A 14229-nucleotide genomic window follows, 5' to 3' on the forward strand; every position below is an offset into this window, starting at 1 on the left:
GGTCACCTCCCCGCCAGCGTCTCGCGGATCAGCCGCTGGCAGCGCTCGGCCATGAAATCGAGCAGCAGGCGCACCTTGGGATCCTGCAGGTTCTTGTGCGGATAGACGGCGGCCAGCTGGATCGGGACGGGCGGTGTGTCCGGCAGCAGCACCTGCAGCCGGCCGTCGCGGATGAACGGCTCGACCTCGAAGCGCGGCTTGTTGATGATGCCGCGCCCCGCCAGCGCCCAACCGGTCAGCACGTCGCCGTCGTCGGAATCGAAGGGGCCTCGCACCTCGAACTTGACGGCACCGCGCGACGTCGACAGCGTCCAGTAGAACTCCCGCATGCCGGGATAGCGCAGCAGCAGGCAGTCGTGCCTCTTGTCGATCAATTCCTGCGGTTGCTTCGGCTCGCCGCGCCTTTCCAGATAGGCTGGGGCAGCCACCAGCACGCGCTCGCATTCCATGATGCCGCGCATCCTGAGGCTGGAATCCTCCAGCAGGCCCAGCCGGAAGCCGACGTCGATGCCTTCCTTCATGATGTCGACATTGTGGTCGGAGAGCCGCAGTCGCACCTCGATGTCGGGATATTTGTCGTGGAACTCGGGAATTCCGGAGGCGATTAGCCTGCGCCCGAGACCGAGCGGGGCAGTGACGCGGATGGTGCCGCGCGGTTGGCCGGACAGGGCGCTGACGGCGGCTTCCGCTTCGGTGATGGCCTCCAGCACCTGCTTGGCGCCCTTGTAGAAAACGCGGCCGTGCTCGGTCGGCATGAGCTGGCGCGTGGTGCGGTTGAACAGCCGGACGCCAAGATGCTTCTCCAGTTCCTTGATGCGGTTGGAGGCGACGGCCGGCGAAATGCGCATGTCCCGCCCGGCAGCCGACAGGTTGCCGAGCTCTACGACGCGGACGAAGACGGCGAGATTGTCCAGATATGCCATGCGTGCCTGAGTTGCCGTAAGCGTAAATCGATGCAGTGAGCCTATTATTTTTTATTTTTTTTTGAAAGTCATCGTATAGCTGGGCTCTTTCCGTTTGCTGGCGAGGCCGTAAAGTCGGCGGTCTGCAGTGAGGGCAGTCAATGAACGATTATGCAGTTTTTTGGGACTGGTTGAGCTTCGGCATGCGCTGGACGCATGTCATCACCGCGATCGCGTGGATCGGCTCGTCCTTCTATTTCGTCGCGCTGGACCTGAGCCTGCGCCAGCGACCGGGCCTGCCCAAGGGCGCCTTCGGCGAAGAATGGCAGGTCCATGGCGGCGGCTTCTACCACATCCAGAAATATCTGGTGGCGCCCGAGCAGATGCCCGAGCATCTGACCTGGTTCAAGTGGGAGTCCTACTTCACTTGGATGACGGGCTTCGCGATGCTCGCCATCGTCTACTATGCGGGCGCGGACCTGTTCCTGGTCGACCGCAACGTGCTCGATGTCTCCGCGCCGGTCGCCATCCTGATCTCGCTCGCCTGCCTGGCCGGAGGCTGGATCGTCTATGACCTTCTCTGCCGCTGGCTGATCGGCAAGGCCGACACGGGCCTGATGATCCTGTTCTACGTCATCCTGGTGTTCATGGCCTGGGGGCTGACGCATCTGTTCACCGGCCGGGCGGCCTTCCTGCATCTTGGCGCCATCACCGCCACGATCATGTCGGCCAATGTCTTCATGGTCATCATACCTAACCAGAAGATTGTCGTTGCCGACCTGATCGCCGGCCGCAAGCCCGACCCGAAATACGGCAAGATCGCCAAGCAGCGCTCGCTGCACAACAACTACCTGACGCTGCCCGTGCTGTTCCTGATGCTGTCGAACCACTATCCGTTGGCGTTCGGCACCCAGTTCAACTGGATTATCGCCTCGCTGGTGTTCATGATGGGCGTCCTGATCCGGCACTATTTCAACACCCGCCACGCCGGCAAGGGCAACCCGACCTGGACCTGGCTCGTCACGGCGATCCTGTTCATCATCATCATGTGGCTGTCGACGGTGCCGAAGGTGCTGACGGGCGACGACCAGAAGGTGTCGGCGAACGAGCAGGCATATATCGCTTCGGCGCATTTCCCGGCCGTGCGAGACACCGTGCTCGGCCGTTGCTCCATGTGCCATGCGGCAGAGCCCGTCTATGAAGGCGTCCGCCAGACGCCGAAGGGCGTGACGCTGGACACCGACGAGGCGATCGCCAGCCATGCGCGCGAAATCTATCTCCAGGCCGGCCGCAGCCATGCCATGCCGCCCGGCAACGTCACCGACGTCACCCCGCAGGAACGGCAGCTGCTGGTGACCTGGTTCGAGGAAGCAGGAAAGAAGACACAGCAATGAGCGAAACCCTCCTTCGCGGGCGGACGCTGAGCTTCGTTCGCTGGCCCGACGCCATCGAAGACCATGGCGCCTACGCCTACGAGGAAGATGGCGGCCTGCTCATCCGCGACGGCAAGATCGTCGCTGCCGGCACCTACGAGGACGTCGCGTGCCAGGCCGGCGAGGGGGCGCAGAAAATCGACCACCGGCCGCATCTGATCATGCCCGGCTTCGTCGATGCGCATGTGCATTTCCCGCAGCTGCAGGTTCTGGCTTCCTACGGCGCCGAGCTGCTGGCATGGCTGAACACCTACACCTTCCCGGAGGAGACGAAATTCCGCGACGCGCAGTATGGCCGTCGCGTCGCCCGGCTGTTCCTCGACGAGATGGTGCGCCACGGCACCACTACGGTGGCCGCCTATTGCTCGGTGCACAAGCAGTCGGCCGAGGCCTTCTTCGAGGAGAGCCACGCGCGCAACATGCTCAACATCGCCGGCAAGGTGATGATGGACCGCAACGCGCCGGATGGCGTGCTCGACACCCCGCAATCGGGTTATGACGACACCAAGGCGCTGATCGGCCAGTGGCACGGCAAGGGCCGCCAGCACTATGCGATCACGCCGCGCTTCGCCATCACCTCCTCGCCCGAGCAGATGGAAATGGCCAAGGCTCTGGCGGGCGAGTTCCCCGACCTGCACATCCAGACGCATCTTTCGGAAAATCACGCCGAGATCGAGTTCACGCAGCAGCTCTATCCGTGGTCGAAGGACTACACGGACATCTACGAGCACTACGGCCTGCTGGGGTCGAAGACGCTGTTGGGCCACTGCATCCACCTCTCGGAGCGCGAGGCCGATGCCCTATCGGATTCCGGCGCGGTGGCGGTCTTTTGTCCGACCTCCAACCTGTTCCTTGGCTCGGGCCTGTTCGACTACCAGCGCTATCGCAAGCGAGCGAAGTCGATCAGGATCGCCACCGCCACCGATGTCGGCGGCGGCACCAGCTATTCGATGCTGCGCACCATGGACGAGGGCTACAAGGTGATCGCGCTGAACGGCGAGAAGCTGAATCCCTTCGCTTCCTTCTGGCAGATGACGCTCGGCAATGCACGGGCGCTGTCGCTGGAGGACCGCGTCGGCACGCTGGAGACTGGAACCGACGCCGACATCGTGGTGCTGGATTCGCGTGCGACGCCGATCATGCGGCTGCGCATGGAGGCCATCGAAAGCCTGGCCGAAGAGCTTTTCCTGTTGCAGACAGTGGGCGACGACCGCGCCGTACACGAGGTTTATGTTGCGGGCCGGCCCGCGAAGGGCGATATGGCGTAGCAGCGGCGGCATAAGCGGAGAGGGGCCCAGCCATGACCAGACAGTCCAAGCTCATCGGCATGGTGGGCGGCATGAGCTGGGAATCCAGCGCCATATACTATCGGCTGCTCAACCAGGGAGCGGGCGCACGGCTTGGCGGGCACCATAATGCCAGGTCGCTCATGTACACTCTCGACTTCGACGAGATAAACCGCATGGCTGCTCTCGGCCGTTGGGACGTCGTCGCCGAAAGGGTGGGCGACGCGGCGCGGTGGCTGGAAAAGGCTGGTGCCGATCTGGTCATGCTGACCGCGGTGTCGGCGCACCGTGTTTTCGAGGACGTGCAAGCGGCCGTCTCCGTGCCCCTGCTGCATGTCGGCGATCCAACTGCGCAAAGCATCAAGGCAAGGGGCCTGTCGCGCGTCGGCCTGCTTGGAACGCGCTACACGATGGAGCAGGATTTCCTTTCCGGACGGCTGAGAGGGCACGGCCTGGACGTCATGACGCCGAATCCGGAACAGCGCGAGAGGCTGCATCGCGTCATCATCGATGAACTGACGCTCGGGAAAGTCGAGGATGCCTCGCGGGGGGCGCTGCTCGAGATGACCGCGGATCTCGAGGCGCGCGGCGCGCAGGCGTTCATCCTGGGCTGCACGGAACTGCCGCTGCTGGTGGGCACCGGGGACTATCCGCTCCCCGCCTTCGACGCAACCGAACTGCATGCCGAGGCGGCGCTGGACATCGCATTGGCCGACATGCTGACCTGATCCGCCGGCACGGCCGGACAAAGCCAGCCAGGAAACGGGGAGGGGACGCAAATGGCCGGGGACATCGAACGCATCAGGAAGCAGGAGGAGGAACTCGTCTTCGACCGCTTCGACGAGGCCGTGGCCTTCGAGATCGGCTCGGCCATCCGCGACCGGGCGCTCAAGGAAGACCTGCCGATAATCGTCGACATCCGCACCTTCGACCGGCCGCTCTTCTACGCCGCCATGCCCGGCTCGAACGCGTCCAATCCGGACTGGGCGCGGCGCAAGATCAACGTGGTCAGGCGCTATCTCAAGAGTTCCTACCGGATGGTGCTCGAACAGAACCGCCCGGACCGCACCTTCAAGGTGGGCGAGGGGCTGGACATAGCCGACTATGTGCTGGCCGGCGGCGGCTTTCCGGTCAGGGTCAAGGGGGCCGGCGTCATCGGCGTGATCGCCGTCTCGGGCCTGCCAGAGCGCCAGGACCACAACGTCGTCGTCGCCGCAATCGCTGCCTATCTCGGGCTTCACGCTGAAGCCCTGGCGCTGCCGGCGGAGGCCACGGCCTGAGCCGGCAGTGGGATCGACAAGTCCAGTGAAGGGAAACGACCCGTGACCGACTTCGACGCCAAAACCTTCCTGACCTCGATCTTCGATGCGGCCGTGGCTGCGGCTGATCCTGAACGCACCATCCGCGCGCATCTGCCGGAAAAACCCAAGGGGCGCACCGTCGTCGTCGGCGCCGGCAAGGGCGTGGCGCAGATGGCGGCAGCTTTCGACAAGATTTGGGATGGACCGCTGGAAGGGCTGGTGGTGACACGCTACGGCTATGGCGCGCCAACCGAGCGCATCGAGGTGATCGAGGCCGCGCACCCCGTGCCGGATGCCGCGGGGCTGGAGGCCGCGCGCCGGCTGCTCGAAGCCGTCAATGGTCTCTCGAGTGACGATCTGGTGGTGGCGCTCGTCTGTGGCGGGGGCTCGGCGCTTCTGCCCTCGCCGGCCGGAAGACTGACGCTGGCCGACGAGATCGCCGTCAACGAGGCGCTGCTGGCGTCCGGCGCGCCGATCTCGGCGATGAACCTCATCCGCAAGCATGTTTCGACCATCAAGGGCGGACGGCTTGCCGCGGCTGCCCATCCGGCCAAAGTGGTGTCGCTGATCGTTTCCGACATACCCGGCGACAACCCTGCGCTCGTCGCATCCGGGCCGACCGTGCCGGATGCGGGTGGTCGTGCGGAGGCCCTGGCGGCGATCGACGCCTATGGCATGAAGCTGCCCGAGGCGGTGATGGCGCATCTCAACTCGCCGGAAGCCGACGCGCCGCTTGCCGACGACGAGCGCTTCGCCCGCAACGAGGTGCGGCTGATCGCATCGGCTGCCGTATCGCTCGAAGCCGCTGCGGCCGAAGCCAAGCGGCAGGGCATCGAGGCCGTCATCCTGTCCGACTCCATGGAGGGCGAAGCGCGCGACGTGGGCTCGGTCCATGCCGCGATTGCGCGCGAGGTGGCGACCCGCGACCGGCCGTTCAGGAAGCCGGTGCTGATCCTTTCGGGTGGCGAGACGACCGTGACGCTGCGTGCCAAGGGCAAGGGCGGGCGCAACAGCGAATTCCTGCTGGCGTTTGCGCTGGGTGTAGACGGCCTGCCGGGCATCGACGCGCTGGCGGCCGATACGGACGGCATCGACGGCTCGGAGGACAATGCCGGCGCCTTTGCAGACGGCTCCAGCGTGGTACGCATGCGCGCGGCAGGCGTTGATGCCAAGGCGATGCTGGCCGGCAACAACGCCTGGACGGCGTTCCATTCCGTGGGCGATCTGTTCGTGCCCGGCCCGACCGGCACGAATGTGAACGATCTCAGGGCGATATTGGTGCGGTAGGTCTATTCCGTGACGCGGCGGCAGTTTCAATGTCGAGGCATGGATTCCCGACACTCTCCGTTCGCTGTCGCTCACTCACGAGGTCGGGAATGACGGATGACTTTTGCCGTCTACGCCGAACTCGAACGCTGATGTTGATCCGCTGAACGCGAACACGCTGCGCTTACGCTGAACTCGAACGTCGACGATTTGCGGGGAGCGCCCATGAAGCCGTCATTCCCGACCTCGTCAGCGAGTGTAACGAGCGGAGAGTGTCGGGAATTCATGCCTCGACGGTAGCCGATCAGTGCCGGTGCAAATCGCAGAGATGAAACTCTAGGCCGCCATCATCCGCGCCACCGCCCGCATGTCCTCCAGAAACCGCGCGCGCTCGGCGCGTTTGTCCACCTCCTCCGGCAGGCGCAGGATGAAGGAGGGATGGATGGTCACGAAGACGCGCAGGCCGTCCGATCGATACACTGTTTGACCGCGTAGCTGGGTCACGGATACCACCTCGCCGAGCAGCGCATGCGCAGCCGTCGCGCCGAGAGCTACGACTAGCTTCGGGACGGTCAGCGCCAGTTCCTTCTCGAGCCACCAGCGGCAGGCGCGGATCTCGCCGGCATTGGGCTTGCTGTGAATGCGCCGCTTGCCGCGCGGCTCGAACTTGAAGTGCTTCACCGCATTGGTGACGTAGACCTTGGCGCGGTCGATGCTGGCGTCGTCCAGAACCGCATCGAGAAGGCGGCCGGCCGGGCCGACGAAGGGCCTGCCTGCAAGGTCTTCCTGATCGCCCGGCTGCTCGCCGACGAAGACGATTTCGGGGTGGTCGAGCCCTTCGCCGAAGACGGTCTGGGTGGCGTCGTGCCAGAGCGGGCAACGCCGGCATGAACGTGCTGCCTCGCGGGCAGCCGCAATGGTGGGAAAGTCCGTCGCCGTGTCAGGGGGCGGCTGGTTCAGACGGCCCCTCGCGTGGGGCCGCTCGCCGTGTGGCGTGGGGTGTGTCGGCATGGCTGCCTCCTGCAAGAACCCCTCACTCGGAAAATGAGCGAGGGGCGCGCAGGTTCCGGCAAATATGCTGCCGCTTACACCTCGTGCAGATAGAGGTGGTAGTCGAGCTCGCTCACCGTGCGGGCGACACGAAAATATTCGGATTCCTTGATTGCCGTGAAGGTGCGGTGCAGGTCCTCGCCCAGCGCCTGCTTGAGGAAGGCCGAGCCCTTGGCCGCCTCGATGGCGCTGCGCCAGTCGGACGGCATTTTCCCACGCGAATCCGCGCCCGACTCGTAGCCGTTGCCGGTGGTCTCCGGGCCCGGATCGAGCTTTTCGTCCAGTCCCTTGGCGATGCCGGCCAGAACGGTGGCGGCGACCAGATAGGGGTTTGCGTCGACGCCCGAGGGGCGGTGCTCGATGCGGCGAGCCTTCTTGTCGCCCGCCGGCACGCGCAGCGCGACCGAGCGGTTGTTGACGCCCCAGGTCGGCGCCACCGGCGCGTAGGACTGCGACACGAACCGCCGCCAGGAATTGGCGTGCGGAGCAAACACCAGCATGGATTCGGCCATGGTGTCGGCAAGCCCGCCCAGCGCATGGAGCAGCGTCGGCGACCATTGGCCTTCCGTGTCCTCGGTAAAGACGTTCCGGCCGGCGTCGTCCTGCAGCGAGACGTGGAGATGCATGCCGGAGCCGGCATATTTCTCGATGGGCTTGGCCATGAAGCAGGCGGTGACGCCGTGGCGCCGCGCCTGCGCGCGCACCAGGCGCTTGAGCATGACGAGATCGTCGGCCGCCCGCAGCACATCCTTGCGGTAGTGCAGCGTCAGCTCGTACTGGCCGGGCGCATATTCGGAAATGACGGTCTCGGCGGGAATGCCCTGCGCCTTGGCGGCGGCGTAGATGTCGGAGAACAGCGGCTCCATGCCGTGCAGATGGTCGACCGAATAGACCTCGGTCTTGCCACTCCTGCGCCCGTCCAACACGGCGTTGGCCGGCTGCACGCGGCCTTCGCCGTCGCGCTCATTGGCAAGCAGGAAGAATTCCAGCTCGAAGGCGCCGGCCGGGTGCAGGCCCTTGGCGGCGAGCGCCTCGACCTGCCGCACCAGCGCCAGGCGCGGGTCTGACGTCATCGGCGTGCCGTCGAGATGGAACATCGACATCAGCACTTGGCCGCGCGCCGGACTGGTTCCGTAGAGCGGCACAAGCGTGCCGGGAATGGGCCAGGCGCGCAGGTCGCCGTCGCCGGAATCCCAGATCAGGCCGGTTTCGTGCACGTCCTCGCCGGTGATGTCGAGGCCGAGGATGGAGATCGGCAGATGCCGCCCGCCCTCGTAGAGGCCCATCAGTTCATGGCGGCGGATGATCTTGCCGCGGCCGACGCCGTTGGGGTCGGTGAGGACGATGTCGAAGGCTTCGATCTCGGGATGGGCGTCGAGGAAGGCCTTGGCCTCCTCGACGGTCGAGCCGGAGGGAGAGGTCATGTCGGCAGATACTCTATTGTCCATGATGGTCTCAGGCGGCGAGCTCGTCAGCGATCTCGTCGAAGGCCGAGATCAGCTTGTCGACCTGCTTCTTGGTCGTGACCGGCGAGAGCAGCATCATGTTATGGAAGGGCGCGATGAGCACGCCGCGATTGACGAGCGCGACATGGATCGCCGCCTCCAGCTCGGAGGCGTGCGCGGCCTCGGCCTCGCAGCCGTTCTTCAGAGGGCCCGGCGCGCAGATGAACTCGACGCGGGCGCCGACGCGCTGCACGTGCCAGGGCAGGTGATGGCGGGCGATGGAGGCGTCCAGCCCGGCGGCGAGCCGGCCGGCGAGCTTTTCCATATGCGCGTAGTTCTCTTCGGTCATCACCTGCTCGAGGTTCGCGCGCATGGCGGCGAACTGCAGCGGATTGGCCGAGAGCGTGGTGCCCATGCCGGAATAGCCTGCCTCGCGGTTGCGGTTGTAGGCGTCGTAGCGCGCGCCGACCTCTTCGCTCATGCCCCAGACGCTGGCAGGCACGCCGCCGGCCACCGGCTTGCCGAGCACGAAGAGATCTGGCTCGAGGTTGTATTTGCGCGTGTAGCCGCCGGGGCCGGTGGAGATGGTGTGCGTCTCGTCGATGAGAAGCAGCGTGCCGTTGCGGCGGGTGATAGCGCGCACGCTCTCGTGGAAGCCGGGATCGGGCAGCACCATGCAGCAATTGGTCAGCACCGGCTCGGTGATGACGCAGGCGACGTCGCCGTCTGCCAGCGCCGCTTCGAGCGCGGGGAGATCGTTGAACTCCACGATCTTGGTGTTCTGGGTGAGGTCGCGGAACTCGCCGGCGAGCCCCGGCCGGTTGATCGGCTTGCCGTCCTTCAGGCGCACCATCGTCTCGTCGACCGAGCCGTGATAGCAGCCGTTGAAGACAAGGATCTTCGGCCGGTTGGTGACGGCGCGGGCCACGCGCAGGGCGAAGCGGTTGGCGTCGGTGGCGGTGGTGGCGATCTGCCAGTGCGGGAGGCCGAAGCGCGCGGCAAGCAACTCGCCCAGCGGCAGCACGTCCTCGCTCGGCAGCATGTAGGTCAGGCCGCGCTTGGCCTGGCGGCGGATGGCCTTGGCGACCGGTGCCGGCGAATGGCCGAACATGGAGCCGGTGTCGCCGAGGCAGAAGTCGGCCAGCTTGTTGTCGTCGATGTCAGTGATGGTAGCGCCCTTGGCCTTCTCGACCAGGATGGGGAAGGGGGTGGGCCAGTCGTTCATCCAGTGCATCGGCACGCCGTCGAGGAAGCCTTTGACGCCGTTGCCGACAGCCGCCTCGGATTTCGGTCGCGCCTCGCGGAATTTGGTCGCCTCGGCGGCGCGAATGCTTGCGATGCGCGATAGACTGATCCCGCCCTGCATGGCGGACTTGTGCCCTGATGTCTGCAATTATTTCCTGCCCATTGTTGTGGAGCAGAAGTTGTAGCCTTCCGCCCGCATTCAGGCAATGGCGGGCGGTTGGGGCAGGGAGGACGGTGCGGTCTTGCTCAGCCCGCTATGTCGATGACGCCGCAGTCGCCGGCCTCGGAGCCGAAGGCGATGCGCCGTTCCTCGTCGTCCCAGCTCATCGAGGTGATGGCGCCCTTGCCGGGGCGGCGCAGCAGCACTTCCTTCTGGTCGGCGAAGCGGGCGGCGAGGATCATGCCGTCATTGTAGCCGACGGCGACGATGTCCTCGCTCGGGTGACAGGCCACGCAGGTGACGGCGGCGTTACCGCGCGTGCCGAGCTCCAGCGGCGCCTTGCCCATCGGGCCGTCCTTGCCGAAGAAGGGCCACACGATTGCCGCCGGCGCGCCGGAACTAGCCAGCCATTTGCCCTTGGCGCTCCACGACAGGCTCTTCACCTTGAGCGGGTAGCCGCTCATGCGCATGTGCTTGCCGTCGGAGAGCCTCCAGCCGTGCAGGGCGTTTTCCTGCATGGTGGTGACGACATAGTTGCCGTCGGGCGAGAAGGTGATGCCGGTGTGGGCGCCGGCCCATTCCAGTTCGGTGGGCTTACCCTCGGTGGCCGGGAAATGCAGGGTTGCGCCATTGTAGCGGGCAACGCCGATGCGCATGCCCTTGGGCGCGAAGGCAAGGCCCTCTACCGAGCGGGGATGGACGAACTCCTTCAGCTTGCCGTCGGCGAAGCGTACGGTGGCCGTCTTGCCAGTGGCGAACGCGATCGCGCCCTGAGGGCCGGCAGCCACGCTGGTGACCCACTTCCTGCCGATCTCGGCCAGGCCCTCGACAGCATCGCCCACGCCAAGTGCACAGACTTTGCCGTCTTCGCCGCCGGTGATCAGCCGCGACTTTGCCGGATCGTAGGCGGTGGCGAGCAGGCCGTCATGGAGCTCGGTCCATTTGTGGCCGTTGTCGAGCCGGTGGACGACGCCGTCGGCCAGCGCGAAATGCGGCACGCCGCCGAGGAAAACGGTGGCGATGCAGTGGCCTTCAAGGTCTAGCGGGGCGACGGTGGGCATGGGCTCTCGTGTCTTCCATCGAATAAGTCGGATCGAGCGGGTTACTAAAAAACGGCCCCCTCATCGGCTCTTCGTGAGCCGGTGAGGGGTTACTACCTTTTCAGCGCGGACAGGAATGCGTGGCTGGGCAAAATTGCCCCCGGCCATTCGTCACCCCGCCTGGCAGGCTTCAAAACTCTTGCGCAGGCGCTCTTCGTCCAGCTTGCGGCCGATGAAGACGAGACGGCTTTCGTGCTTCTCGCCGTCCTTCCAGGCGCGCTGGTGGTCGCCTTCGATGATCATGTGCACGCCCTGGATGACATAGCGGTCCGGATCGTCCTTGAAGGCGATGATGCCCTTGAGGCGCAGGATGTTCGGTCCCTCGAGCTGCGTGATCTTTTCGATCCAGGGGAAGAACTTCTTCTGATCCATCACGCCGCCGCGCAGCGAGACCGACTGCACCGTCACGTCATGGATGGGCGAGGCATGGCCGTGGTGATCATGATGATGATGATCATGGTCGTGATCGTGGTGATGATGGTGGTGGTCGTGATTGCAGCCCGGGCCGCATTCATGATCGTGGTCGTGATCATGCGCGTCCAGGAAGTTCGGTTCGTTCTCCAGCACGCGCTTCAGGTCGAAGGCGCCGCGGTCGAGCACGGTGTCCAGCGACACGCCGGCACGGGTGGTGCGGTGAATGGTGGCGGCGGGGTTGATGGCGCGGATGGTGGCCTCCACGTCGCGCAGTTCCTCGGGCGTCACCAGATCGGTCTTGTTGACCAGCACCACGTCGGCAAAGGCGATCTGGTCCTCGGCCTCGCGGCTGTCCTTCAGGCGCAGCGGCAGATGCTTGGCATCGACCAGCGCCACCACGGCGTCGAGCTTGGTCTTGGAGCGGACGTCTTCGTCCATGAAGAAGGTCTGCGCGACCGGCACCGGGTCGGCCAGGCCGGTGGTTTCCACCACGATGGCGTCGAAGCGGCCGGGACGGCGCATCAGGCCTTCGACGACACGGATCAGGTCGCCGCGCACCGTGCAGCACACGCAGCCATTGTTCATCTCGTAGATTTCCTCGTCGGATTCCACGATCAGGTCGTTGTCGATGCCGATCTCGCCGAACTCGTTGACAATGACGGCGTAGCGCTTGCCGTGGTTTTCGGAGAGGATGCGGTTAAGCAGCGTGGTCTTGCCCGAGCCGAGATAGCCGGTGAGCACCGTTACGGGAATCTGCGTCTGTGCTTCGCTCATGGGTGGTCCTCGAATGGATGGTTGGGCTCCATATAGGACGGCGTTTCCGCTTTTGCACGCGCCAATCCGGGCCGCGCCTTCGGCCAGTGGCGCTCGGATTTGGGGTCGTACATGCGCGAAAGGAACCAAGCCGGGGGTATATTCTTTTGTCATCTAACTGTTATGTCGCTCTGGCAATGAGCGGCGGGGCCGGTCCTCGATTGCCATCGCGGCTGGCGGATTTATTCTATCCCGGACTCACCGGCGCGTCCGAAAGAGGTGAAGAATGGCCAAGGCAGACAGAAGCGCGACCATGAACCGCCTGCATGCGGCGGCGAGGTTGTCCCGGACGGCATTGGCCGCGCGGCTGCTGGAGCACGGCTTCTATGCCGGGCAGGACCAGATCATGCTGGCGCTCAATCACGAGGACGGACAGACCCCCGGCCAGCTCGCCATCCGGCTTGGCGTGCGCCCGCCGACCATCACCAAGACGATCAACCGGCTGCAGGTTCAGGGTTTTCTCGAAAAGCGGGCCTCGGAAGCCGATGCGCGCCAGGCGCATGTGTTCCTGACGGAGAGCGGGCGCGAGACCATTCGCGCCATCGAAAAGTCGGTCCGCAAGACCGACAAGCAGGCATTTCGCGGTTTGGACAAGAAGGAGCAGAAGCTTCTGGGCAAGCTCCTGCAGCGGGTGGAAGCCAATCTTTCCGGCACAGTGCCCGTGGAAGCCGACGAAGAGGTCGAGGCGGAGGAATAGCGCCGACGCGACAGGCCCGCGCGGTTTCGCCTTCTGGACCAGAGGTTTCGGCTTGCACGCCGCCAGCGCGTGACCGACAAGCGGTCGTAACGATCACCCAAGCGGCTGCGAATCGTGAGCACCTCCACCGTCATCAGAGAGCAGGCGACCCCGGCTTCGGCGATCCTTCTGGTCTTTTGCGCCGGCTTCCTGTTTTCCTGCCTCGATTCCAGCGCCAAGTACCTCGTGCTGTCGGGCATGGCGGCCCCCTTCATTTCCTGGGTGCGCTTCGCCGTGCATGTCGTGCTGGTGCTCTTGCTGTTCCGCAGCTGGGCCAATCCGGGCATGTTCCGGGTGAAGAGCCTGCCGCGCCAGGTGCTGCGCGGCATCTTCCTGTTCGGCTCCACCATCTTCAACTTTGCGGCGTTGAAGACGCTGCAGCTTGCCGAGACGACCTCGATCTACTTCTTCGCGCCGATGGTCATCACCGCGCTCGCCGGGCCGCTGCTGGGCGAATGGGCCGGCTGGCGGCGGTGGATGGCGATCCTGGCCGGCTTCGTGGGCGTGCTGGTCATCACCCGGCCGGGCGTCGCCGCCTTTCAGATCGGCCATCTCTACGCGATCGCCTCGACCATCAGCTACTGCCTCTATGTCATCATGACCCGGCACATGGGCGCCACCGAGACGGCCGAGAGCCTGATCTTCTACTCCGCGCTCGCGCCGGTGGTGCTGATGTTCCCGGTGGTGCCGTTCACCGCCTCGCTGCCGCCGGATGCGTTCCACTGGATGATCCTGCTGCTGCTCGGCTTCTTCGGCGGCTTCGGCCACTGGCTGCTGATCAAGGCCTACAAGCAGGCGACCACGACAGCGTTGGCACCCTATCCTTACCTGCAAATGGTCTGGATGATCGGCTTCGGCTATATGATCTTCGGCCAGCTGCCCGACGGCTGGACGCTGGCCGGTGCGGGCATCATTGTGGCCAGCGGCCTCTACATAGTGCACCGCGAGCACCGGCTGCGCCTGAAGGACAGCGCCGCCCCCATGGCCGAGGACGAGGAACTGGCAAAAAGGCTTTGATTTGCCCGTGTTCGATGGCATATAGGCCTTTAAACAGTTTAAATGCCATGCGCCCTGTGGG

General features: G+C 65.0%; 13 protein-coding genes. 7 read left to right on the plus strand and 6 right to left on the minus strand.

Features of this window, described 5'->3' with window-relative positions; all coding sequences use genetic code 11:
• Window positions 1-2: 2 nt before the first annotated feature.
• A complete protein-coding gene (locus ABLE85_RS10025) occupies window positions 3-923 on the minus strand; it encodes a LysR family transcriptional regulator (RefSeq protein WP_348792581.1) in 921 nt (306 codons plus the stop codon).
• 140 nt (window positions 924-1063) lie between these two features.
• On the opposite strand from ABLE85_RS10025, the gene ABLE85_RS10030 reads away from it, so the two are divergent.
• From ABLE85_RS10030 to ABLE85_RS10050, 5 genes are read left to right on the plus strand one after another with little or no spacing between them, the layout of a single operon-like run.
• The gene (locus ABLE85_RS10030) at window positions 1064-2296 is read left to right on the plus strand and encodes a urate hydroxylase PuuD (protein ID WP_348792582.1); all 1233 of its coding nucleotides are present in this window, start codon (window positions 1064-1066) and stop codon (window positions 2294-2296) included.
• Window positions 2293-3603 carry a guanine deaminase gene (guaD, locus tag ABLE85_RS10035; protein WP_348792583.1) on the plus strand — a complete coding sequence of 437 codons (1311 nt, stop codon included), beginning with the start codon at window positions 2293-2295 and terminating at the stop codon, window positions 3601-3603. Before ABLE85_RS10030 ends, guaD begins: the two co-directional genes overlap by 4 nt.
• 32 nt (window positions 3604-3635) lie before the next feature.
• Window positions 3636-4349 (plus strand): aspartate/glutamate racemase family protein, encoded by a 714-nt coding sequence (locus ABLE85_RS10040; protein WP_348792584.1) that lies wholly within the window; start codon window positions 3636-3638, stop codon window positions 4347-4349.
• Between the two features lie 51 nt (window positions 4350-4400).
• On the plus strand, window positions 4401-4901 hold the full coding sequence (locus ABLE85_RS10045) for a heme-degrading domain-containing protein (protein WP_348792585.1): 501 nt from the start codon (window positions 4401-4403) through the stop codon (window positions 4899-4901).
• Window positions 4902-4943: 42 nt separating this feature from the next.
• Window positions 4944-6209 (plus strand): glycerate kinase, encoded by a 1266-nt coding sequence (locus tag ABLE85_RS10050; protein WP_348792586.1) that lies wholly within the window; start codon window positions 4944-4946, stop codon window positions 6207-6209.
• A 315-nt stretch (window positions 6210-6524) separates the two neighbouring features.
• Here ABLE85_RS10050 and ABLE85_RS10055 read toward each other — a convergent pair whose 3' ends face one another.
• The 5 genes from ABLE85_RS10055 to ABLE85_RS10075 all read right to left on the minus strand — a co-directional run bounded on the left by ABLE85_RS10055 (window position 6525) and on the right by ABLE85_RS10075 (window position 12376).
• Complete coding sequence (locus ABLE85_RS10055; RefSeq protein WP_348792587.1) at window positions 6525-7199, minus strand: UdgX family uracil-DNA binding protein; 675 nt, start codon at window positions 7197-7199, stop codon at window positions 6525-6527.
• A gap of 74 nt (window positions 7200-7273) precedes the next feature.
• On the minus strand, window positions 7274-8686 hold the full coding sequence (locus tag ABLE85_RS10060; protein ID WP_348792588.1) for a glutamine synthetase family protein: 1413 nt from the start codon (window positions 8684-8686) through the stop codon (window positions 7274-7276).
• 7 nt (window positions 8687-8693) lie between these two features.
• Window positions 8694-10049, minus strand: coding sequence for an aspartate aminotransferase family protein (locus tag ABLE85_RS10065; RefSeq protein ID WP_348792893.1), 1356 nt, complete (start codon window positions 10047-10049; stop codon window positions 8694-8696).
• 125 nt (window positions 10050-10174) lie between these two features.
• Window positions 10175-11149: a WD40 repeat domain-containing protein gene (locus tag ABLE85_RS10070; protein WP_348792589.1), complete on the minus strand. Its 975-nt coding sequence runs from the start codon at window positions 11147-11149 to the stop codon at window positions 10175-10177.
• A 150-nt stretch (window positions 11150-11299) separates the two neighbouring features.
• Window positions 11300-12376 (minus strand): GTP-binding protein, encoded by a 1077-nt coding sequence (locus tag ABLE85_RS10075; RefSeq protein WP_348792590.1) that lies wholly within the window; start codon window positions 12374-12376, stop codon window positions 11300-11302.
• 265 nt (window positions 12377-12641) lie between these two features.
• Between ABLE85_RS10075 and ABLE85_RS10080 the strand changes: the two genes are divergently transcribed.
• Window positions 12642-13112 (plus strand): MarR family transcriptional regulator, encoded by a 471-nt coding sequence (locus ABLE85_RS10080; RefSeq protein ID WP_348792591.1) that lies wholly within the window; start codon window positions 12642-12644, stop codon window positions 13110-13112.
• A 132-nt stretch (window positions 13113-13244) separates the two neighbouring features.
• Window positions 13245-14168 (plus strand): DMT family transporter, encoded by a 924-nt coding sequence (locus tag ABLE85_RS10085; protein ID WP_348792894.1) that lies wholly within the window; start codon window positions 13245-13247, stop codon window positions 14166-14168.
• Window positions 14169-14229: the final 61 nt, after the last annotated feature.

Source organism: Mesorhizobium sp. KR1-2, from assembly GCF_040045035.1.
GTDB lineage: Bacteria > Pseudomonadota > Alphaproteobacteria > Rhizobiales > Rhizobiaceae > Pseudaminobacter.

Bases quoted from the DNA above. Each gene is read 5' to 3' on its own strand.
- ABLE85_RS10040 (WP_348792584.1), top strand. From the start codon at position 3,636: ATGACCAGACAGTCCAAGCTCATCGGCATGGTGGGCGGCATGAGCTGG.
- ABLE85_RS10045 (WP_348792585.1), top strand. From the start codon at position 4,401: ATGGCCGGGGACATCGAACGCATCAGGAAGCAGGAGGAGGAACTCGTC.
- ABLE85_RS10055 (WP_348792587.1), bottom strand. From the start codon at position 7,199: ATGCCGACACACCCCACGCCACACGGCGAGCGGCCCCACGCGAGGGGC.
- ABLE85_RS10065 (WP_348792893.1), bottom strand. From the start codon at position 10,049: ATGCAGGGCGGGATCAGTCTATCGCGCATCGCAAGCATTCGCGCCGCC.
- ABLE85_RS10030 (WP_348792582.1), top strand. From the start codon at position 1,064: ATGAACGATTATGCAGTTTTTTGGGACTGGTTGAGCTTCGGCATGCGC.
- ABLE85_RS10080 (WP_348792591.1), top strand. From the start codon at position 12,642: ATGGCCAAGGCAGACAGAAGCGCGACCATGAACCGCCTGCATGCGGCG.
- guaD (WP_348792583.1), top strand. From the start codon at position 2,293: ATGAGCGAAACCCTCCTTCGCGGGCGGACGCTGAGCTTCGTTCGCTGG.
- ABLE85_RS10070 (WP_348792589.1), bottom strand. From the start codon at position 11,149: ATGCCCACCGTCGCCCCGCTAGACCTTGAAGGCCACTGCATCGCCACC.
- ABLE85_RS10060 (WP_348792588.1), bottom strand. From the start codon at position 8,686: ATGGACAATAGAGTATCTGCCGACATGACCTCTCCCTCCGGCTCGACC.
- ABLE85_RS10075 (WP_348792590.1), bottom strand. From the start codon at position 12,376: ATGAGCGAAGCACAGACGCAGATTCCCGTAACGGTGCTCACCGGCTAT.
- ABLE85_RS10025 (WP_348792581.1), bottom strand. From the start codon at position 923: ATGGCATATCTGGACAATCTCGCCGTCTTCGTCCGCGTCGTAGAGCTC.